Source organism: Mesorhizobium sp. B2-6-2 (genome assembly GCF_006440615.1).
Classification (GTDB): domain Bacteria; phylum Pseudomonadota; class Alphaproteobacteria; order Rhizobiales; family Rhizobiaceae; genus Mesorhizobium.
In genome coordinates, this window is the sequence record NZ_VFUG01000012.1 from 71085 (window position 1) to 92172 (window position 21088).

The 21088-nt window shown below is 65.5% G+C and carries 20 protein-coding genes; 14 read left to right on the plus strand and 6 right to left on the minus strand.

Annotated features, from left to right (window positions below; translation table 11 throughout):
• Positions 1-30 precede the first annotated feature (30 nt).
• The gene (gene typA / locus FJ419_RS21705; RefSeq protein ID WP_140698044.1) at positions 31-1860 is read right to left on the minus strand and encodes a translational GTPase TypA; all 1830 of its coding nucleotides are present in this window, start codon (positions 1858-1860) and stop codon (positions 31-33) included.
• A 194-nt stretch (positions 1861-2054) separates the two neighbouring features.
• Between typA and FJ419_RS21710 the strand changes: the two genes are divergently transcribed.
• The gene (locus FJ419_RS21710) at positions 2055-2342 is read left to right on the plus strand and encodes a hypothetical protein (protein ID WP_246679296.1); all 288 of its coding nucleotides are present in this window, start codon (positions 2055-2057) and stop codon (positions 2340-2342) included.
• A 218-nt stretch (positions 2343-2560) separates the two neighbouring features.
• On the opposite strand, the gene FJ419_RS21715 is transcribed toward FJ419_RS21710, so the two are convergent.
• Together FJ419_RS21715 and FJ419_RS21720 are read right to left on the minus strand one after the other, a co-directional pair.
• Complete coding sequence (locus FJ419_RS21715) at positions 2561-4135, minus strand: alkaline phosphatase (RefSeq protein ID WP_140698049.1); 1575 nt, start codon at positions 4133-4135, stop codon at positions 2561-2563.
• Between the two features lie 298 nt (positions 4136-4433).
• Complete coding sequence (locus tag FJ419_RS21720; RefSeq protein ID WP_140698052.1) at positions 4434-5717, minus strand: MFS transporter; 1284 nt, start codon at positions 5715-5717, stop codon at positions 4434-4436.
• Between the two features lie 78 nt (positions 5718-5795).
• Between FJ419_RS21720 and FJ419_RS21725 the strand changes: the two genes are divergently transcribed.
• The 9 genes from FJ419_RS21725 (at position 5796) to FJ419_RS21780 (ending at position 15999) form a co-directional block, all read left to right on the plus strand.
• Positions 5796-6404: a TetR/AcrR family transcriptional regulator gene (locus FJ419_RS21725; protein ID WP_140544237.1), complete on the plus strand. Its 609-nt coding sequence runs from the start codon at positions 5796-5798 to the stop codon at positions 6402-6404.
• Positions 6405-6448: 44 nt separating this feature from the next.
• Positions 6449-7039 (plus strand): hypothetical protein, encoded by a 591-nt coding sequence (locus tag FJ419_RS21730; RefSeq protein ID WP_140698055.1) that lies wholly within the window; start codon positions 6449-6451, stop codon positions 7037-7039.
• Positions 7040-7140: 101 nt separating this feature from the next.
• The gene (locus tag FJ419_RS21735; protein ID WP_140698058.1) at positions 7141-9213 is read left to right on the plus strand and encodes a 3-hydroxyacyl-CoA dehydrogenase NAD-binding domain-containing protein; all 2073 of its coding nucleotides are present in this window, start codon (positions 7141-7143) and stop codon (positions 9211-9213) included.
• Between the two features lie 325 nt (positions 9214-9538).
• A complete protein-coding gene (locus FJ419_RS21745; protein WP_140698061.1) occupies positions 9539-10564 on the plus strand; it encodes a BMP family protein in 1026 nt (341 codons plus the stop codon).
• A gap of 227 nt (positions 10565-10791) precedes the next feature.
• On the plus strand, positions 10792-12303 hold the full coding sequence (locus FJ419_RS21755) for an ABC transporter ATP-binding protein (protein WP_140698064.1): 1512 nt from the start codon (positions 10792-10794) through the stop codon (positions 12301-12303).
• Positions 12303-13358, plus strand: a complete 1056-nt coding sequence (locus tag FJ419_RS21760; RefSeq protein WP_140698072.1) for an ABC transporter permease — start codon at positions 12303-12305, stop codon at positions 13356-13358. The genes FJ419_RS21755 and FJ419_RS21760 overlap by 1 nt, the downstream gene beginning before the upstream one ends.
• Positions 13355-14299: an ABC transporter permease gene (locus tag FJ419_RS21765; protein ID WP_140698081.1), complete on the plus strand. Its 945-nt coding sequence runs from the start codon at positions 13355-13357 to the stop codon at positions 14297-14299. The genes FJ419_RS21760 and FJ419_RS21765 overlap by 4 nt, the downstream gene beginning before the upstream one ends.
• A 389-nt stretch (positions 14300-14688) precedes the next feature.
• Positions 14689-14838, plus strand: coding sequence for a hypothetical protein (locus tag FJ419_RS21775; RefSeq protein WP_140698084.1), 150 nt, complete (start codon positions 14689-14691; stop codon positions 14836-14838).
• A 222-nt stretch (positions 14839-15060) separates the two neighbouring features.
• Positions 15061-15999 carry an LLM class flavin-dependent oxidoreductase gene (locus tag FJ419_RS21780; RefSeq protein ID WP_140698087.1) on the plus strand — a complete coding sequence of 313 codons (939 nt, stop codon included), beginning with the start codon at positions 15061-15063 and terminating at the stop codon, positions 15997-15999.
• 1 nt (position 16000) lies between these two features.
• Here FJ419_RS21780 and FJ419_RS21785 read toward each other — a convergent pair whose 3' ends face one another.
• Both FJ419_RS21785 and FJ419_RS21790 read right to left on the minus strand, forming a co-directional pair.
• The gene (locus tag FJ419_RS21785) at positions 16001-16921 is read right to left on the minus strand and encodes a sigma-70 family RNA polymerase sigma factor (protein WP_246679299.1); all 921 of its coding nucleotides are present in this window, start codon (positions 16919-16921) and stop codon (positions 16001-16003) included.
• A 91-nt stretch (positions 16922-17012) separates the two neighbouring features.
• A complete protein-coding gene (locus FJ419_RS21790) occupies positions 17013-17327 on the minus strand; it encodes an antibiotic biosynthesis monooxygenase (protein WP_140636993.1) in 315 nt (104 codons plus the stop codon).
• 275 nt (positions 17328-17602) lie between these two features.
• On the opposite strand from FJ419_RS21790, the gene FJ419_RS21795 reads away from it, so the two are divergent.
• Entirely contained in the window at positions 17603-17794 is a 192-nt protein-coding gene (locus FJ419_RS21795) for a hypothetical protein (RefSeq protein ID WP_140698090.1), read from the plus strand.
• Here FJ419_RS21795 and FJ419_RS21800 read toward each other — a convergent pair.
• A complete protein-coding gene (locus FJ419_RS21800; RefSeq protein WP_140698093.1) occupies positions 17757-18422 on the minus strand; it encodes an isochorismatase family cysteine hydrolase in 666 nt (221 codons plus the stop codon). The two genes, FJ419_RS21795 and FJ419_RS21800, sit on opposite strands and share 38 nt — an antisense overlap.
• Positions 18423-18649: 227 nt before the next feature.
• Here FJ419_RS21800 and exbB point away from each other — a divergent pair, with 227 nt between their 5' ends.
• Genes exbB through FJ419_RS21815 form a run of 3 tightly spaced genes read left to right on the plus strand, consistent with a single transcriptional unit; the run spans position 18650 to position 21062 of the window.
• Entirely contained in the window at positions 18650-19576 is a 927-nt protein-coding gene (exbB, locus tag FJ419_RS21805; RefSeq protein WP_140698096.1) for a tonB-system energizer ExbB, read from the plus strand.
• Positions 19577-19581: 5 nt separating this feature from the next.
• Positions 19582-20085 carry a TonB system transport protein ExbD gene (gene exbD, locus FJ419_RS21810; protein WP_140698099.1) on the plus strand — a complete coding sequence of 168 codons (504 nt, stop codon included), beginning with the start codon at positions 19582-19584 and terminating at the stop codon, positions 20083-20085.
• Positions 20082-21062, plus strand: coding sequence for an energy transducer TonB (locus FJ419_RS21815; RefSeq protein WP_140698102.1), 981 nt, complete (start codon positions 20082-20084; stop codon positions 21060-21062). The genes exbD and FJ419_RS21815 overlap by 4 nt, the downstream gene beginning before the upstream one ends.
• Positions 21063-21088: the final 26 nt, after the last annotated feature.

The window sequence follows — 21088 nt, forward strand, 5'->3', positions numbered from 1 at the left end:
CGCTCCCTCTTTTGAACTTTCCGTGGAACCTTACGCCGCGCCCATCACCTTGGCGGCCTTCTCGAAACGCTTGCGCTCGTTCGGGTCGAGATGGAGCTTGCGCAGGCGGATGGTCTTCGGCGTCACCTCGACCAGCTCGTCATCCTGGATCCAGGCGAGCGCCCGCTCCAGCGTCATGCGGATCGGCGGCGTCAGCTTCACCGCTTCGTCCTTGCCGGCGGCGCGGATGTTGGTGAGCTTCTTGCCCTTGAGCACGTTCACTTCGAGGTCGTTGTCGCGCGAATGGACGCCGATGATCATGCCTTGGTAGACCTTGACGCCCGGATCGATGATCATCGGGCCGCGGTCTTCCAGGTTCCACATCGCATAGGCGACCGATTCGCCCTGCTCGTTGGAGATCAGCACGCCGTTGGTGCGGCCGGGCAGCTCGCCCTTATACGGCTCATAGGCGAAGAACAGGCGGTTCATCACGGCGGTGCCGCGCGTGTCGGTCAACAATTCGGACTGATAGCCGATCAGGCCGCGCGTCGGCGCGTGGAAGACCAGGCGCTGGCGGTTGCCGCCGGACGGGCGCAGCTCGACCATCTCGGCCTTGCGCTCCGACATCTTTTGCACGACGACGCCGGCATGCTCCTCGTCGACGTCGATAACGACTTCCTCGACCGGCTCCAGCAGCTGGCCGTCGTCGCCCTTCTGCATGACGACGCGTGGACGCGACACGGCAAGCTCGAAGCCCTCGCGGCGCATCGTCTCGATCAGCACGGCGAGCTGCAATTCGCCGCGGCCGGACACGAAGAAGGAATCCTTCTCCGCGGATTCCTCGATCTTGAGCGCGACATTGCCCTCGGCCTCGCGCAGCAGCCGGTCGCGGATGACGCGACTGGTCACCTTGTCACCCTCGGTGCCGGCAAGCGGCGAGTCATTGACGAGGAAGGACATGGTCACGGTTGGCGGGTCGATCGGCTGCGCATGCAGCGGCTCGCTCACCGCCGGATCGCAGAAGGTGTCGGCGACGGTGCCTTTCGACAGGCCGGCGATGGCCACGATGTCGCCCGCCTGCGCTTCCTCGATCGGCTGGCGCTCGAGGCCGCGGAAGGCGAGGATCTTGGAAATGCGGCCGGTCTCGATCTGCGTGCCGTCATGGTGCAGCACCTTGACCGCCTGGTTGGCCTTCAGCGTGCCGGATTCGATGCGGCCGGTGATGATGCGGCCGAGGAACGGATTGGCCTCGAGGATGGTGCCGATCATGCGGAACGGGCCGGGATGGACCGTCGGCGCCGGCACATGCTTGACGACCAGCTCAAACAGCGGTGCAAGACCCTGGTCCTTCGGACCCTCGGGGTTTTCCGAAACCCAGCCGTCGCGGCCCGAACCGTAGAGGATTGGGAAGTCGAGCTGCTCGTCGGTGGCGTCGAGCGCGGCGAAGAGGTCGAACACCTCGTTGACCACTTCGATATGGCGGGCATCCGGACGGTCGATCTTGTTGATGACGACGATCGGGCGCAGGCCGACCTTGAGCGCCTTGCCGACGACGAATTTGGTCTGCGGCATCGGCCCTTCGGCGGCGTCGACGAGCACGATCGCCGAATCCACCATCGACAGGATGCGCTCGACCTCGCCGCCGAAATCGGCATGTCCGGGCGTGTCGACGATGTTGATGCGGGTGCCATGCCAGTCGACCGAGGTCGCCTTGGCCAGGATGGTGATGCCGCGTTCCTTTTCGAGGTCGTTGGAATCCATGGCGCGCTCGGCGACGCGCTGGTTGTCGCGGAAGGCGCCGGACTGTTTCAGAAGCTGGTCGACGAGGGTGGTCTTGCCATGGTCGACATGCGCGATGATCGCGATATTGCGGAGGTTCATTGTCTGGTCTCGGGAGTGTTGCAGGCAGCAGGCCCAGAGGCGCCGCCATTTTCGGTTGCGCGGCTCATACAAGGTTTTTCGCAATTGCGAAAGGGGAGGCCCGACCCCAAATACATGGTCACTAATTCTTAAACGTCTTGGTGTGAAATGATTCCGTTAACCAAGGCGGAACCTTTGAGGGGCCGGACAGTTCGATGTTCATGACCGATCCTATGTCCAGATTGCGTCCGGTTTTTGCGTGGGCGGCGCTTGGCATGCTCGTCGCTGCCGGTGCCGCGCAGTCGGCGGCGACGCTTCGGCAAGCCGACCTGATCGCACCGCCCGACACCAGGACCGCGCAGCAGATGTTCGCCGACGCCCCCGACGGCGTCGACCCGATCGTCACCGGCCCGGTCAGCGCCGCCTTCAAGCAGCGCCAGAAGGATGCCAACTGCGATACCGCGGTCTGGCCCAACGTTCCCCGGGCTTGCTATCCGGACTGACGTTCTCAATACGGCAGACGTAGCGATCCTTCGCGCCCCCCTCTGCCCTGCCGGGCATCTCCCCCACTTGGGGGGAGATTGGCTGTCTCGCTTGCTTTCGCCAATCGCCTGCGTAGGAGCGAGGCGCCCAAGCTGCTGATCTCCCCCCAAGCGGGGGAGATGGCCGGCAGGCCAGAGGGGGGCGCTGTCCCGCCAGCCTTGCCAATTTCTCGATCACCTCAAGCCGACCGCACCGGATCGAGCGTCACCTTGTAAAGCTCGTTGTCGTCGCGATCCATCAGCCGCACGGTGAGCTGTTCGGTTGCGCCGGAAATGTCGACCAGACCGAAGAACTGCAGCCCGGCCGACGGCGGCAGGTTCTGGCCCTGCTCGGCGGTCGGCGCCTTGATGAATTTCAGCTCCGGCCCGAAGGTCATGTCGAGGTCGTTGGGGCCGAAGGTGCCGGCGTGGATCGGACCGGAAACGAACTCCCAGAACGGATTGAAATCCTGGAACTGCGCCTTGTCGGGATTGTAGTAATGCGCCGCGGTGTAGTGGACGTCGGCGGTCAGCCACACCGTGTTGGTGATGCCGGCATTCTTGATGAAGCGCAGCACGTCGGCGAATTCCAGCTCACGGCCCTTTGGCGCGCCATTGTCGCTGTTGGCGACCGCCTCGGCCCCGGTCTTCTTCGCCGCGTCGTTCCAGACGACCAGGCTGAGCGGCATGTCGGCGGCGATGACCTTCCACGTCGCCTTGGAATTCGCCAGTTCCCGCTTCAGCCACTTGGACTGCTCCTCGCCAATCATGCGCGACTTCGGCGTCAGCGTCTCTTCCATGTCGGGGCCGTTCGGGCCGCGATAGGAGCGCATGTCGAGGAAGAACACGTCGAGCAGCGGCCCATGCGAGACCTTGCGGTAGACGCGGCCCGGCTCCGACGGCTCGTAGCGGATGGTCGTCATTTCATGAAAGGCGCGAGCCGCCCTGGCCGCCAGCACATGGATCGACTTTTCCTTGTAGCGGTCGTCGGCGGTCAGGTCCTTCGAATCCGACCAGTTGTTGAGCACCTCGTGGTCGTCCCACTGGTAGAAGGTCGGGCAGATGGCCGACAGGCCAAGCACATGCTTATCCATCATGTTGTACTTCCACTGGTCGCGGTACTCGTCCAGCGTCTCGGCCACCTTGCGCTTGCCGTCGATCATGACGACGTTCTTCCACTTGCCGCCGCCGGGCAGGTCGACCTCGTCCTTCATAGCGCCGTCGGCATAAATGGTGTCGCCGGAATGCAGGAAGAAGTCCGGCGTGTGCTTGGCGATGGTCGAATAGGTCTTCATGCCGGTCTCGTCGATACCCCAGCCCTGGCCGGCGGTGTCGCCCGACCAGGCGAAGCGCACGTCGCGCTTCGAGGACGGCGCGGTGCGGAAACGGCCGACGATCGGCTCGGACACAGCATTGATGTCGGAAAGATCGGCAGCCACCATGCGGTAGAAGATGTCCTGGTCCGAGGCGAGATCGGTGAGCAGCCGCTTCACCGTGTAGTCGCTGGCCGGCGAGGTATCGAGCGCAGCCAGCCGCGTCGCATTGGCGAAGCTTTCGGTCGTCGACACTTCATACATCACGCGCGCCGGTCGGTCGGTGCGGGTCCACACCATGCCCGAGGTGGCGTCGACGTCGCCGGACTGGACGCCATGCGTGAAGGCCGGACGCTGGCTGGCGCGGGAATAATAGGGCAGCGCCAGACCGGAGGCGCCGACAAGGCCGAAGGCGCTGGCCGAGGTGACGAAGGCGCGGCGGGTGAGCGAAAGCTTGTTCATGGCTGTCTCCGGGATGGCATTGAGCGGGACCGCCAAGCTCTCGCCTCAATGTTTCAGGCGCATATCGGAACCATGAAGTTTTGATAACAATGAACAACGGAACTGCTGATCTCCCCCCTCGTGGGGGAGATGGCCGGCAGGACAGAGGGGGGCGCGAAGGATCGCCAGCGTCTCAGGGACAGCTTCTCAAGTTCCATCAACGGTTTGGGCTTGCGGCAGTTCAACTGACATGTCGGCGGGACAGCGCCCCCCTCTGCCCTGCCGGGCATCTCCCCCACAAAGGGGGGAGATTGGCTGTTCAAGCCGCCTGCGGCTCCGGCTCGAACGCCGGCCTGCTCGTATTGATCAGCAGCGAAATACAAGCCGCCGCAATGCCGGTCATGCCGGCAATCAGGAAGGCCAGCTCGTAATTGCCCTGCAGCTCGCGCATCGTGCCGCCGAAGGCGGCGGCCGCCGCGGCGCCCACCTGGTGGCCGGCGACGATCCAGCCGAACACGATCGGCCCGCTGCGGTCGCCGAAAGCCTCGTTGGCAAGCCTCAGCGTCGGCGGCACGGTGGCGATCCAGTCGAGCCCGTAGAGCACGGCGAAGATGACCAGGCTGGTCGCCGAGAAGCCGGAATAGGGCAGGTAGATAAGCGACAGACCACGCACCGCGTAATAGACGCCGAGCAGCTTGCGCGGATCGAAACGATCGGTGAGCCAGCCGGACAATGTCGTGCCGATCAGGTCGAAAATGCCCATCATCGACAACAGCCCGGCCGCCTGCACCTCGCCGATGCCCATATCGCCGCAGAAGGCGATGAGATGCGTGCCGACGAGGCCGTTGGTGGTGAAGCCGCAGACGAAGAAGGTGGCGAACAGGTACCAGAACACCCGCGTGCCGGCCGCGCGGCGCAGCGTGTTCAGCGTGTGCGCCAGGAAATTGCCCTGCGATGCAGGCGACACCGGCGGCACGTCGCCGGCATCGGCGCCGTAGCGAACCTGCCCGATCGAAGCCGGGCGCTCCGGCACCAGCAGCAAGACGAACGGGATCAGCGCGGCGGTGGCCAGCGCCACGGCAATCGCCACCGGCTTCCAGCCGCCGCTCTGCGCCAGCGAGGCGATGAGCGGCAGGAACACCAGCATGCCGGTGGCGCTTGAGGCCGACATCAGGCCCATCATCAGGCCGCGATTGGTCTTGAACCAGCGGTTGACGATGGTGGCGCCGAGCACGCTCGCCACCGCGCCCGAACCGATGCCGGAAAACACGCCCCAGGTAATGAAAAGATGCCATGGCTCGGTCATGAACAGGCTGAGCACGGTCGATCCCGACATCACCAGCAGCGAGCCGAGCAGCGTGCGGCGCAACCCGATGCGCTCCATCAGCGCGGCGGCGAACGGACCGGTCAGGCCGTAGAGCAGGATGCCGACGCTGGCGGCCCAGGACGTTACGTCGCGATGCCAGCCGAAGCTTTCCTCCAGCGGCACCATCATCACCGAGGGCGCCGAACGGAGCCCCGCCGCGATCAGCAGGCACAGGAAAATGACGGCAACGACGACGAATGCGTAGCGCTGGCCAAACGGACGGGACTGGATTATCATGTTACTGACCGGTACGTTGCAATGGAGTGAAGCCATACATACGTACCGGTCAGTAACATTGTCAAGCGAGTTGTTTGAATGCCATCCGACAATAAAATTGAAGCGTCGATCAGCGAGCCCCCTGCTCCCAGGGCGGCGGACAAGATACTGGACGTGGCGCGCGACCTCTTTTACCGCGAGGGCATAAGGGCGATCGGCGTCGACGAGATTGTCAGGCGTGCCGGCGTCACCAAGCCGAGCCTGTACCGCAGCTTTCCGTCCAAGGACGAGCTTGCCGCGTCCTATCTGCGCAAATATGACCTCGAATTCTGGGAACGCTTCGACGAGGCCGTCGACGCGCATCCGGGCGATCCGCGCGCCCAGATCATCGCCTTCCTGACCCGCGTCGGCAAACGCACGCAAAAGCCGGACTATCGCGGCTGCGGCATGACCAACGCCGCGGTGGAATATCCCGAGCGCGGCCATCCGGCGCGGGTGGTGAGCGAGAACAACAAAGTCGAATTGCGCCGGCGCCTGCGCGCCATGGCCGCCGCAATGGGCGCCGCCGATTCCGATACGCTGGGTGACGGCCTGCTGCTGCTCATCGAAGGCGCCTATATCAGCGGCCAGCTGTTTGGCTTGGGCGGACCGGCGGCGGCGGTCGCCCGCAACGCCGACCTCTTGATCGAAGCCAGCTTGAAGAAATAGCGATTGACGTTACGCTTCCGGCAACTCGAACGAAGTTGCCAGTAATGCGAGCTCTTCTGATCCCGCTTGCCCTCGCCGGTTTCTGCCAGGCGGCCCAGGCCGGCGACATCTCCAGCGCCTATACCGATCTCGACTCGAAGAAGGACTGCGTGACCTATGCGCAGGCTGCGGAAGGCGACGGCGACTGGGCGAGCCTCGTCTGCTCAGGCTATCGCGGCTACCCGGTGCTGATCGGCTATGACGATGCGCGCGAATCCGTCTATTACGGCTTTCCGTCCGACGACATGACTGCGGTCTGGGAGAGCTTCACCGCCTTCAACGGCTCCGGACCGAAAGTCGAGTGGCGCATCGAGACCAATGGCGACGTCGTCATCCCCTTCGCCGCCATTCACCGCCGCTCCGTCAGCAACCCTGAGGACGAGAAGAAATCGACCGATGTGCTGGTCGTCGCCAAGGTGGCGCAACCGGAAGAGCACCAGGGCTGCACGATCGGCCTGGTTTTAGCCACCGGCAATCCGCAGGCCAACGACCAGGCGCGCAAGCTCGCCGACGAAAAGGCGAAGACCTTCGCCTGCGGCAAGGACAAGCGCGAGGTGATCGGCAACGTGCCGCCCTTCGGCCGGGTCGACAATTAACCGGGCCTCGCCAACCATAGGGCCAGAGCCGCATCGGGTTCCCATTCGCCTCGCTGCCTAGTAAACCCTTGCGCGATTGCAGCCGGTCTCGGGAGGTCCGCTTGTCCAGTTCTGTCAGCGTCGCAAACGAGAACGGCGTGGCGGTGGTCACCATCGACAACCCGCCTGTCAATGCGCTCAGCTTTTATGTCCGCAAGCCGCTTTATGAGGCGCTCACCGCTTTGTGCGACGATCCCGCCGCGAGGGCCATCGTCATCGCCTGCGCCGGGCGCACTTTCGTGGCCGGCGCCGACATCACCGAATTCGGCAAGCCGGTCGAGCAACCGGAATTGCGGGCCATTATCGCCCTGCTGGAAACGGTTCCCAAGCCGACCGTCGCCGCCATTCACGGCACGGCGCTGGGCGGCGGGTTGGAACTGGCATTGGGCTGCCATTTCCGTGTCGCGGACGCCGCCGCCAAGCTCGGCCTGCCGGAGGTAAAGCTCGGCCTGTTGCCGGGTGGCGGCGGGACCGTACGTTTGCCACGCCTGGTCGGCGCCACCAAAGCGCTCGGCATGATCGTCTCGGGCAGCCCGATCTCGGCCGGTGAGGCAAAGGCCGCCGGTCTTGCCGATGCGGTTATCGACGCCGATCTCTTGGCAGAGGCGGTTCGTTTCGCTCGCGAAATGGCTGATCGAGGCGGACCGTTCGTGCCGGTGCGTGACCGCAATGACCGCCTTGCCGGGTCCGATCTTGCTGCCTTCGACCGCCAAGCCGCCGATCTGGCAAGAAAAGCCCGCGGACTGGACGCGCCGCTTGCCTGCGCCGAAGCCGTGCGCAACGCGATCACCTTGCCGTTCGACGCAGCCCTTGCGGCCGAGCGGCAGCTTTTCCAAAAGCTCGTTTCCGGCGACCAGTCGCGCGCGCAGCGGCATCTTTTTTTCGCCGAGCGCGAGGCGGCGAAGGTGCCGGGCAAGGATTTGCGGAAGCGCTGGATAGAGCGCGTCGGCGTGATCGGCGCCGGCACCATGGGCGGCGGCATCGCGATGGCCTTTGCCAATGGCGGTCTCCCGGTGACTTTGCTCGAGACGAGCGAGGAGGCGCTGCGCCGGGGACTGGCCACGATCGAGAAGAACTATGCCGTCTCGCTGAGCCGAGGCTCGTTGACGGACGAGGCCAAGCAGCAGCGGCTCAAGTTGTTCAAGGGCAGCACCGACTACGCCGATCTCGCCGATTGCGATTTGATCATCGAGGCCGTGTTCGAGGACATGGCGGTCAAAAAGGACGTCTTCGGCAGGCTCGACACGGTCGCCAGGACCGGCGCCATCCTCGCCACCAACACCTCCTATCTCGACGTGAACGAAATCGCCGCCTCGACGTCGCGGCCGCAAGACGTGCTCGGCATGCATTTCTTTTCGCCGGCAAACGTCATGAAGCTCCTTGAGATCGCTCGCGCCGAAAAGACCGCGCCTGACGCGCTGGCGACGGTCGCCGACCTCGCCCGGGGCATCGGCAAGGTCGCGGTCGTCGTCGGCGTCTGCCACGGTTTTGTCGGCAACCGTATGCTGTCCGCGCGCGGCGCCGAGAATGAAGCGCTGTTGCTGGAAGGCGCGACGCCAAGCCAGGTCGACAAGGCGTTCACCGATTTCGGCTGGCCGATGGGGCCGTTCCAGATGGGCGATCTCGCCGGCCTCGATATCGGCTGGCGCAACCGCAAGGCGCGCGGCCAGACGGCGGTGATCGCCGATGCGCTGTGCGAGCAGGGCCATTTCGGCCAGAAGACCGGGCGCGGCTGGTACCGCTATGAGGCCGGCTCGCGTGAGCCGGTTGCCGATCCGGAAGTCGAGGCGCTGATCCGGGCGAAGGCGGCGGAGCTTGGAATTGCGCGGCGCGAGATCGGCGCCGAGGAGATTCTCGAACGCACGCTTTATCCCTTGGTCAACGAGGGTTCGAAGATTCTCGAGGAAGGCGTCGCAGCACGCGCGTCCGACATCGATGTCGTCTGGGTCAATGGCTACGGCTTCCCGATCGGCAAGGGTGGGCCGATGTTCTGGGCCGGGGTCGCAGGCGCGGCGAAGATCGTCGAGCGGCTGGAATTCTGGCATGGGCGGACCGGCCGGCCGATCTTCGAGCCGGCGCCGGCGTTGAGGCGGTTTGCCGAGACGGGATCGTGGGAGAGCGCAGCGAACGGATAAGGGCAGACACCGCGTTCCTTCGCGCCCCCCTCTGGCCTGCCGGCCATCTCCCCCACGAGGGGGGAGATTAGCTGTTCCGGCGCCCCGCCCGTTCCTGCGACGTAGGGGATTGGCGAAAGCCGAGGCGACGGCTGATCTCCCCCCTTGTGGGGGAGATGTCCGGCAGGACAGAGGGGGGCGCTGTCCCGCCTGCGCCTCCAGCCTGCACACGGGACCACACCCAAATTTGACCATGTGGACAAATCTCAGGCGCCGTTCCATAGTCGCTCGTCTGACATTTTTGAACGGCCGGCTCGACACGGCTGTCGAACAGAGGGGCACTTCAATGGAAAACGACCGTAGCAAAACGCAACGCGCCGGCCTGTCGCGGCGCAACGTGCTGGAACTCGGCGCGCTCGGCCTCGCGGCCACCGTGCTGCCCGGCGCGGCCTTCGCCAAGGACAAGAAGCTGAAGGTGGCGGCGATCTTCGCCACGCCGATCGAGGAGCCGTGGGACAACCAGATCCATGTCGCCCTGCAGAAGGCCGAGAAGGAGCTGGGCATCGAATACAAATGGTCGGAAAAGGTGCAGACCGCCGACTTCAGCCGCGTGATGCGCGAATATGCTCAAGGGGGCTACCAGCTGGTGCTGGGCGACGCCTTCGCCGCCGAGCGTGAATCGCGCCGCACGGCAAAACAATTCCCGAAAACGGCGTGGCTGTTCGGCTCCGGCGCCGGTCCGGCCGAGCCCAATTTCGGCGTCTTCGACAACTGGATCCATGAGCCCGCTTATCTCTCCGGCATGATTGCCGGAAAGATGTCGAAATCGGGCACGATCGGCGCCGTCGCGGCGATGGGCATTCCAGAGGTCAACCGGCTGGTCAACGCCTTCTTTGCCGGCGCCAAGGAGGTCAACCCGAACGTCAAGAAGAAGGTCGCCTTCATCGGCTCCTTCTTCGATCCGCCCAAGGCCAAGGAAGCGGCCGTGGCACAGATCGATGCCGGCGTCGACGTCATCTATGCCGAGCGTTTCGGCGTCATCGAGGCGGCGGTCGAGAAGAAGATTTTTGCCATCTCCAACATGTCCGACCAGTCCAGCCTCGGGCCGGATACGGTCATCACCGGCCCGGTGTGGGACATGTACCCGACGGTCGAGCAGGCGATCAAGCTAGTCAAGGCCGGCGTCTTCACCGCGCAGGACTATGGCGATTTCTCGCGCATGGCCAAGGGCGGCTCCTATCTGGCGCCCTTCCACAAGTTCGACAAGACGCTGCCGGCGGACGTCAAGGACTTGGTCGAGAAGAAGAAGGCCGAGATCCTCGAAGGCAATTTCCGCGTTGACGTCGACGAGAACACGCCGGTTTCGGATTGACGCCTGGGGCGGCGCGAGGCCCCCCTCTCTGTCCTGCCGGACATCTCCCCCTCAAGGGGGGAGATTGGCAGTTTCGTCGACGGCGTTCGATCTTTTCAACGTCGAAAGTTGGCGAAGGCCGGCGTGACATCCGATCTCCCCCCTTGAGGGGGAGATGGCCGGCAGGCCAGAGAGGGGTACAGCGCTGCCCTCCGCGATTGGCCGGATCGCAAAGTCAGGGAGCACCCTTGTCCGCCCCACTCATCGAAATGCGCGGCATCGCCAAGAGCTTCGGCGCCGTCAAGGCGAACGAGGCCGTCGATCTCAGCGTCGCACCCGGCGAGATTCTCGGCCTGCTCGGTGAGAACGGCGCCGGCAAGACCACGCTGATGAACGTGCTGTTCGGCGCCTATGCGCCGGACGCCGGCGAGATCCTGGTCGAAGGCAGGCCGGTCGCCATCCACAATTCCGCCGACGCCCTGGCCGCCGGCATCGGCATGGTTCACCAGCACTTTCACCTCGCGCCCCGCCTCACGGTGCTGGAGAACCTTCTGATCGGCATTGCCGGCAAGTCCGGCCGCACCGATCGTGCTCGCGGGCTTGCCCGCCTGGACGAAATCAGCCGGCAATATGGGCTGAGCCTCGATCCGACCCTGCCGGTGTCGGCGCTGTCGGTCGGCGAGCAGCAGCGGCTGGAGATCATCAAGGCGCTGTTTCGCGGCGCCAAGCTTTTGATCCTCGACGAGCCGACGGCGGTGCTGGCGCCGAGCGAGGTGGACGGCCTGTTCGCCGCCCTGCGCTCGATGGCCGCGCAAGGGCTCGGCATCATCTTCATCTCGCATAAGCTCAACGAAGTGCGGGCCCTCACCCATCGCTGCGTCGTGCTGCGCCACGGCAAGGTCGCCGGCCGCGTCGACCATCCGGCAAGCACCACATCGGCAGAAATGGCCAAGCTGATGTGCGGCCACGACATCGTGCCGCCGGTCAAGCAGGCTTCGACGCCCGGTGCTTCCGTGCTGACGCTCGACGGCGTATCCACCTCCGCCCACGCCGGCACGCCGCTGCGCGAGGTCTCGCTTTTCGTCCGCATGGGCGAGATCCTGGGCATCGCCGGCGTCTCCGGCAACGGCCAGCGGGCGTTGGCCGACGTCATTTCAGGCATGCTGCCGCCGAAGGCTGGCACCATGATGATAGCCGGCAAAGCGGTGACGCAATTTTCGCCGCGCGAGCTGCAGGCGCTCGGGCTCGGCCGCATCCCGGAAGACCGGATGACGACCGGCCTCGTCACCAACCTGCCTTTGGCCGACTCCATGGTGCTGCCGCGTATCGGCACCGAGGCCTTCAGCCGCAAGGGCCTGCTCAACCCGGCTGCCATCCGCGCCTTTGCCGAGCAACAGATCAAGGCCTATGACATACGCTGCCCCGGACCGATGGTGCGCGCCGGCGCTCTGTCCGGCGGCAATCTGCAAAAGGCGCTTCTTGCGCGCGAGCTCGCTTTCGACCCCAAGGTGCTGATCGTCTCGCAGCCGACGCGCGGCCTCGACATCGGCGCTGCCCGCTTCATCCACGAGAAATTCCTCGCCATGCGCGCCAGGGGCTGCGGCATCATCGTCATCGGCGAGGACCTCGAGGAATTGCTGATGCTCTCGGATCGCATCGCCGTGATGTATGAGGGCCGCATCACCGGCACGCTCCCCGGCATGGATGCCACCGTCGCAAGGCTCGGCCTGATGATGACCGGCGCGGAGGGGCACGCCTGATGTTTCGCCTCGAAGCCCGCACGTCGACGCCCGCCTGGTTCAACCTCGCGCTGCCGCTGGTCGCCATCGCCGCGACGCTAATCCTGTGCAGCGGCCTGATCGCGATTGCCGGCGCCGGCGTGATCGAGGCCTATGGCGTCATGCTGTCTGCATCGCTCGGCGACAGCTACGCCATCACCGAGACGCTGGTGCGCGCCGCCCCGATGATCTTCACCGGCCTGGCGGTGGCAATCGCCTTCCGCGCCAAATTCTGGAACATCGGCGCCGAGGGCCAGCTGCTCGCCGGCGCGGTGGCAAGCTGCTTCGTCGGCGCGATCCCGATGCCGGGCTATCTCGCCATGCTGCTGATGGCGCTTGTAGGCGCTGCCGCCGGCGCTCTCGTCGCGCTGGTGCCGGCGATATTGCGCGTCAAATTCAAAGTCGACGATGTGGTCAGCTCGCTGCTGCTCAACTCGGTCATCTATTACGCGCTGATGGCGCTGATCGAGGGGCCGTGGAAGGACACCTTCTCCGGCTACCCGATCTCACCGCCGATCGAGGACTCGGCCAATTTCCCGGTGCTGATCGAAGGCACAAGGCTGCATCTCGGTGTCGTCGCGGCGCTGATCGCAGCACCCCTTTGCTGGTTCCTGATCGCGCGCACCACGCTCGGCTTCAGGATCCGCGTCACCGGCGAGAACCCGGAAGCCGCGCGCTATGGCGGCATCAACGTCCAGCGCGTGCTGCTGTCCACCGCGCTGCTCTCCGGCGCGCTGGCGGGCTTGGCCGGCGTCGGCGAGGTTGGCGGCGTGCACTTCCAGGTGATGAGCGACATCTCGCCGGGCTATGGTTATTCGGGCATCGTCGTCGCGATGCTCGCCCGGCTCAACCCGCTCGGCGTGGTTCCGGCGGCGATCTTCCTGGCCGCCGTCATGACCGGGGCCGAGGCGATGTCGCGCGCGACGGGCGTGCCGGCGTTCTTAAGCGATGTCATCCAGGGCACGGCGCTGCTGGCCATGCTGGTGGCGCTGCTGTTCACCGCCTACCGCATCCGCCGCGTGGGAGCGCAAACATGAGCGCGGTGTTCGAGCAGATCTTCCAGGTCGGCTTTCTCGCCGCCATCATCCGCATCGCCACGCCGCTCGCCTTCGCCACGCTCGGCGAAATGTTCTCCGAGCGGGCCGGCGTGCTCAACCTCGGCATCGAAGGCATCATGCTGCTGTCGGCGATGGCCGGATTCACCGCCGCGAGCCTCAGCGGCAGCCTGTGGCTGGGCGTGCTGGTGGCCGTACTGGTCGGGGCGCTGATGGGCGCGCTGCATGCGCTGTTCACCGTGGCGCTGGGCCTCAGCCAGCATGTCTGCGGCATCGGCGTGACGCTGTTCTCATCCGGCCTTGCCTATTTCCTCTACCGGCTGATCTTCGGCCAGCAATCGGTGCCGCCGAGCATCGACGGCTTCAAGACGGTGCCGATCCCGCTGCTTTCGGATATCCCGATCCTCGGCCCGGCGGTGTTCAACCAGTTCACGCTGGTTTATATGGCGATCATCGCCATCCCGCTCGCCGCCTTCGTGCTCTACAGCACCCCATGGGGGCTGTCGGTGCGCATGGTCGGCGAGAATCCGCGCGCGGCGGATTCCGCCGGCGTCAGCGTGATCGCCACGCGCTTCCAGGCGGTGATCCTCGGCGGCGCGCTGATGGGCCTTGCCGGCGCCTTCCTCACCATGGCGCAGTTCAATGCCTTCACCTTCGGCGTCGTATCCGGGCGAGGCTGGGTGGCGATCGCGCTGGTCGTGTTCGGGCGCTGGGATCCGTGGCGCTCGGCGGGCGCGGCGCTGCTCTTTGCCTTCGTTGACGCGCTGCAGCTCAGGATGCAGGCGAGCGGCCTCGGCCACATCCCTTACGAAGCCTTCCTGATGCTGCCCTTCATCTTCACCATCGTCGCCATGGCCATCATGTCGCGCAACGCGGTCGCGCCTTCGGCGCTGCTGAAGCCGTTCCGACGAGAGGAGCGGTAGGCGGTAGTTCTCGGCGCCCTTCCCTCTCCCTCCGGAGGGGGAGAGGTGGCGCTGCGAAGCAGCGACGGAGTGGGGGAACCACCTTGCAACCGCCGCCAACGGATATTGAAATGGGGTCCAGGCGCAAGAGTATCTCGCCACCGCGCCAAGGGTCGACCCCCCACTCCGTCGAGCTACGCTCGACACCTCTCCCCCGATCGACGGGGTAGAGGAAGGGCGCCTGGCCGTTCTGGGGCGAAGAACCTGGAACCGGCTACACCGCAACGGGATGAGAATGAAAAACCATACATTGCATCCTTCCCAAAAATTTGTTCCAAAAACCGCCCAAAAATAACAATCGACAAAGTCTACCAAGTTTATAGATTAATGGTCGCGACGGAGGATCGACCATGTCCTACATTCAGAACGCCCAGCGCAAAGGCCAGAGGCTTGCCGCCGACCGGAGCTGGAGGCCCGCCTATGGCGGCACGTTCGCCTACCTCGTCTTTGCACTTGCCTTCGTGTTCACCGGCGCCGTCGTTTTCGGGATCATTCCCTGACTGAGCCGGGCCAGGGCAATTCCAGGAAAGTGTGAGCGGTTGGGCTCGGCGGCTTCGCCGTAGCCGTCCGTCCGGAATTGCGTAAAACCAAAGGCCCCGCCGTCCAAAAAATCTGAGTTGAGTAATCGGAGCTGAAGAAGGCCGGCGCGCTGTTGCGCGCCGACGAGATGGATTTGACTCGGGTTCGGAGCGGGGCGACCCAACGTGATGGAGGAGATGGCAATGCCGATCGAGTTCACGCATGTTCCAGGCAAGCCTGCCAATGGCAGCTTCTTCTACGATTTCGCCGAGACGGCGACCAAATTGTCGCTGATCGAGGACGCCGGCTTTCGCAAGCTGGTGGTGGACGATCCGGCCGGACTGCTTACCAACATGGACATCGCCGCGCAAACGCTCGACCGCACCGGCTCGCTGGAGGTGGTGCTGACGCATTGGGCCGGCGTTATCGAGCCGACGGTGGCGGCAAGGCAGCTCGCGGCGCTCGACCGCAGAGGCGGCGGGCGTCTGTCGCTGCGCATGCTGAGCGAGCCGCTTGAAGACAGCGATGCCGAGGCGCGGCCGGTCGGCCACAGCGTGGTGTGGCAGCGCATCGACGAATATCTGGTGCTGCTGAAGCGCCTGTGGTCGAACGACAGGCCCTTCGACCACGAGGGCGCCTTCTACAGCGTCCGGAGCGGCTTCGTGCCGCGCAAGGGCCCGCATGGCGCCGATCTCGTCATCCGGCTCGGCGGCCAGTCGGGCACCGCGCTGAAGGTCGCTGGCAAACATGCAGATGTCTTCGAGCTGACCGCCGGTTCGCCCGACGAGGTGAGGCAATTGATGGAGCGCGCGCGCAGCGCCGCCGCCGAGCACGGCCGCGGCGGCAGGCTGCGCTTCGCGCTTCCGGTAGCCATCCGCCCGGACGGCTGGACGGGCGCCTCGGATCACAAGGCGGTCGAGATTGCCGGGCCGCCGGCGCGGCTCGCCTTGGCGCTGTTGCCCTATGCGGCGCTCGGCATCGAGGAGTTCATGATCGGCGGCATCGACCGCCTGGGCGAGATCGCCCGCATCGGGCGCGAGACGATCACGCTGGTCGCGAATTCGCTGGCGCGACGCGAGACGGAGGTCCCGCAGCCGGGCGCGTTTGCCTCGCACCCCTTTGCGCAACACTGCGCGTCCTAGACTAAGGTCGCTCCGCGTCGGAATAATCCAAGCCGTCCATGACGTAATCCGCGAACAGGAAGTCGCGGATGCCGGCGATCCGGCCGTTCTCCCAGTCGATGAGGATGAAGTAGCGCGGCGGTCCGTCCGGACGCTCCGGGCTGGTGACCAGGATGGCTGGCCGGCCTTCGACAAGCCCGGTTGTGAAATGCCAATGCGTCTCGTCGGCGTAGCGGCCGAAATAATTGCCGACATATTCCTTGCCGTCGGCGCGCAGGCGGTTGACCAGCTCCAGCTTGACGTCCTCGGCCAGCAGGCCGCGCAAGGCATCGAAGTCCCTGGCGTTGAAGGCGGCCACATAGTCGCCGAGGCGCCGCATGTCCTGTTGGTCGAGCGCCGGGCGGGGCGGCACGATGCGCGGCGCGGCCGCCAGCTTGCGCAGGCTCTCGCGACCCCGCTGCAGCGCGCCTTTGATCGCGGTCTCGGAGGTTTCGAGGATTTCGCCGATCTCCTCCAGGCTGTGTCCAAGCACATCCTTCAGCACGACCGTGCATCGTTGCGCCGGCGGCAGTTGCATCAGTTCGGCCAGGCTCGCCTCGGCGGCAATTCGAGCATCCAGCGCCGAGTTCTGGTCGGCGATCGTGTCGAGCTCGACCTCGCTTTCGCGCCCCCGCGAGCGGGCCCGCTTGCGCAGGAAATCGAGGGCGGCGTTATGCGCGATGCGAAACAGCCAAGGCTCGGTCTTGTCGGGCATGTCGCCATTCCTGATCGCCACGAAGCCTTTTGCCAAAGCCTCCTGGACGATGTCTTCGCCATCGATGACCGATCCGACCATGCGCGACGCGTAGCGGTGCAGCTTGGCTCTCAGCAAGGCGGCATCGCGCTCGAAGGCGCGAAGCCTGGTTTCGGTCGCCGCAACGGACTGATCGTGCGAACCGGTCACGCGTGCTCTACCTCTTTGTTTGACGCAATTCCGGACGGAAGGTCGGCGAAGGCGCCGAACCTAACCGTTTCACACTTTTCCTGGAATTGCTTCAGTTCTCCACCCCGCCCGTATGGGAATAAGTGGTGTGGCCCATCATGGTCTCGCCGGCCGCCAATTCAACGACGCTCTTCATGTATTCGCCGAAGCGGGGATCGCCGCGGAAGGCCGCGATGTCGTCCGCCGAACGCCATTGCGAGATGTTGGCCACCTTGCTGCCGTCGACGCCGATCACCACGGATGACGACAGCGAGCCAGGCTGCTTGCTGAAGAAACTCCTCGTGCCCTCGGCAAGCGTGTTGGCGAGTTCCTGCTGCTTGCCCGGCTTGGCGGTGAAGACGTTGATCAAGGTCACTGTGGTCGACATGGCTTGGCTCCGTTTGTCCTGATGGCGGAGGCCGTCTTGGCTCTCGCACCCGTTACGACCCTCAAGACGAAGCCCGAACCGAAAACGGAACGGCGCATGCAAAAGTTTTTTCGGCAATCATCAAGTTCGCGTTTCGGACGCTGCCATTGACCTATCGAGCGGCCGCCGCGCCCGTGAGTTCAGAAAAATTTATCCTCGCCGTTCCAACAGCCATCGCCGTTTCGTCTTGGTGAGTGCCGGGCTGCGACCCCGGCATCAACCAAGGGAGAAGCAAAATGTCGATCCTGTCATCCATCGCTCGCATCGCGACCGAATACACCGCGACCCGTGCCCGCTATCGGGCAGCGCGGGCGCTCTATCTGCTGCCGCTCGACATCCGCAAGGATATCGGCTGGCCGGAACCCGGCGATCCGCGCGATCCCGAAATCCTCAGCTCGCCACACCCGCGAGCCGTGATAGCGCGCTGATGACGGCCGCCGAGTCCGCCAGCGCGCCGAAGACGCCGTCCTCGACCGTCACCATATGCAGCGCGGCTTCATGCGCATATTGGTCGCCGCTGGCGCAGGCGTCCGCAATCGTCAGGCACTGGAAGTTGCGGTCGCAGGCCTCGCGCAATGTGGTGTGCACGCACACATCCGTCGTGCAGCCGGTGAACATCAGATGCGTGATGCCGCGCGCCCGCAAAATGAGCTCCAGATCCGTGTAGGTGAAGGCGCTGTTGCAGGTCTTGTCGATGATGATGTCTCCAGGTGCCACCTCGATGTCGGAAACGATCTGGAAACCCGGGCCGGAGCGCAGCAGGACATCGGTGCCGTCGAGCCCGGCCCGCTTGCGGCGCCATCTTTCATAAGGCGCCATGTCGGCGCGGTAGCCTTGCCTGGTGTGGATGATGGTAAGGCCGGCGGCGCGGGCCGCGGCAATCAGCCGGTTGACCGCCGGCAGGATGGCTCGCAGCGGCGCTGGATCGTAGCCCTTCCTGGCGAAGTAGCCGGTCGGCGAGAGGAAATCCTCCTGCAGGTCGATCACCAGCAGCGCCGTATGCTGCGGCTCCAGCCTGCCGTCATAGGGAAAGTCGAAAGGTATCGCCTTGATCATCGGTCCGCCTGCTCTTCTTGCTCCATGCGCATCGTGCCCGGCAACCGCCTTGCGGTCCAGGCCCGCAGCGTGCTCAGCGGGCATGGGCACATTATGAATTGTGGAGCGGCATAGTCATCTTTATAGTTGACTCGCAAACTCATGTTTCATAGTCAACCGGCAGGGCTCGCCCTGCACCTGTCTGTATGACGGCCGCCGCATTGCAATGATGAAGCGAGGACGAGCCCTTGTCCCGAAACAGTCTCTTGGCGGCGCTGGCCGCGTCGCTCATTCTTTCGGCAGGTGTCGCCGCGGCGCAGGGACGATCGCCTGCGCCAGTCGAGCAGGCGCCGGCCGCTCCAACCCTGCAGACGCCTGCGGCGCAGGCGCCCGCCGCCACGTCGGTGGAGCCAGGCATTCGCCCGGCTGCGAACGGTGCCACGAGCGAAGCGCCGTCCATCTCGCTGACGCTGCCGCATGACCTGTCGCCCTGGGGCATGTTCATGAATGCCGACATCGTCGTGAAGGCAGTCATGGTCGGGCTGGCCTTCGCTTCCCTCGTCACCTGGACGATCTGGCTCGCCAAGTCGCTGGAGGTCCTGGGCGGCAAGCTGAGGGCCCGCCGCGCCGCCGATGCGATCGGCAACGCCGCGACATTGATGCAGGCCGGCCGGGAGCTTGGCCACAGCGGCGGCCCGGGCGCGCTGCTGGTGCGGGCGGCAGAAGAAGAACGGGCGCTATCGGCCGGCGCGCTCGATCATGCCTCCGGCGACGGCCTGAAGGAACGCGTCGCCTCCAGGCTTGCGCGCATCGAGGCGGCGGCAGCGCGGCGCATGTCGCGCGGTACCGGCCTGCTCGCCACCATCGGCTCGACGGCGCCCTTCGTCGGCCTGTTCGGCACCGTCTGGGGCATCATGAATGCTTTCATCGGCATCTCGCAGGCGCAGACCACCAACCTCGCCGTGGTGGCGCCGGGCATCGCCGAGGCGCTGCTTGCCACCGCCATGGGCCTTGTCGCGGCCATTCCGGCGGTCGTCATCTACAATATCTTCGCGCGCTCGATAGCCGGCTACAAGCAGATCCTCGCCGACGCTTCCGCCGGCGTCGAGCGGCTGGTCAGCCGCGACCTCGATTTCCGCACCGTGCCGCCGGCAACGGCAATCGCGGCGGAGTAGCGGCGATGGCGGCGCGGATTCGCGAGACGTCCGGCGACGATCTTGAGGAAAGCCACGACATCAACGTCACGCCGTTTATCGATGTCATCCTGGTGCTCCTGATCATCTTCATGGTCGCCGCACCTCTCGCCACGGTCGACGTCAATGTCGACCTGCCCGGATCGACGGCTACGCCGGCGCCCCGGCCCGAGACACCGCTGTTCCTCACGCTGAAAAGCGATCTGACACTGGCGATTGGCAATGACAGCGTGCCCCGCCCGGCCTTTGCCGCTGTGCTCGACAGCCGCACCAAGGGCGACAAGCAGACGCGCATCTTCCTGCGCGCCGACAGGACGGTCGGCTATGGCGACCTGATGGAGGTGATGAACCTGCTGCGTAGCGCCGGCTATCTCAAGATCGCGCTGGTGGGGCTCGAGACCACGGGCGGCACCGGCGGGCAGACCACGCCAGGAGTCCCTGCGGCCGGCGCGAACCCTGCCCCGGCGCCGGCTGGAAGCACGGCGCCATGACGGTCGCCGCGCTTTCCCGCATTTCGCAGCTGCGCTTCGGCGCGCGTGAGGCCGGCCTGTGGACGAGCGCCGCCGCGATCATTCTGGCCGCGCATGTGGCGGTTGCCTATGCGGTGCAGAATCTGAGCTTCGCCGAGATGCAGGATGGCGGTCCGCCGCCGGCGCTGGCGGTCGAGATGGCGCCGCTGGCAGTCGCCCCCGCCGCGCCGGAAGAGGCGGCGATGCTGGACACGGTAACATCGGAGCAGTCCGATGCGGCGGAGGAGACGGAGAAGCCCATCGACATGAAACCGGTGACCGACCCGGCGCCGGTGGCGGAACAGGCCGAGCCGGTCGTCGAACCGTTGTCAGATGCTGACGACACGCAAAAAGTCGAGCACGCCGCGCCGGCGGCAATTGCCGCCCTGCAGCCGCCGCTGGACGAGGTCGTGCCCGACCTTGTCGAGGCGATCGCGCCGGACGTCGTCATTCCGCTGCCGGAACCGAAACCTGCGGAAGCGGAGATGAAGGCGCAGAGACCGGTCGAAGCCAGGAAGAAGGCCGCGAAGAAATCGGTCGAAAGGCCGAAAAAACGGGTGAAAAAGGAAAAGTCGCCACCGCCAAAGGCGACGACCACCGCCAGCATCGACACCAAGGCGGCGGCGAAGGCGGCAGCACCGCAGTCCTCGAATGCGGCGCCACGCTCGAGCATCGGCCCGTCGCGCTGGAATTCCAGCCTGGCGGCGTGGATCAGGCGGCACACCCGCTATCCGAGCGCGGCGCGCTCCAGGCGGGTCGAGGGCACGCCGAGCGTGACCTTCACGGTCGACACCTCTGGCAGGGTGGTCTCGGCCCGGCTGGCGCGATCCTCGGGCGATGGCGATCTCGACCGTGCGGCGCTCGGCGCATTGCAGGGCGCCTCGGTGCCGGCGCCGCCGGCGGAGCTCGGCGCCCGCGTCACCCGCACCGCGCCCTTCGTCTTCAGCCTGCGGGACTAGGCCGGGGCGCCGGATGGTGGTAGGCG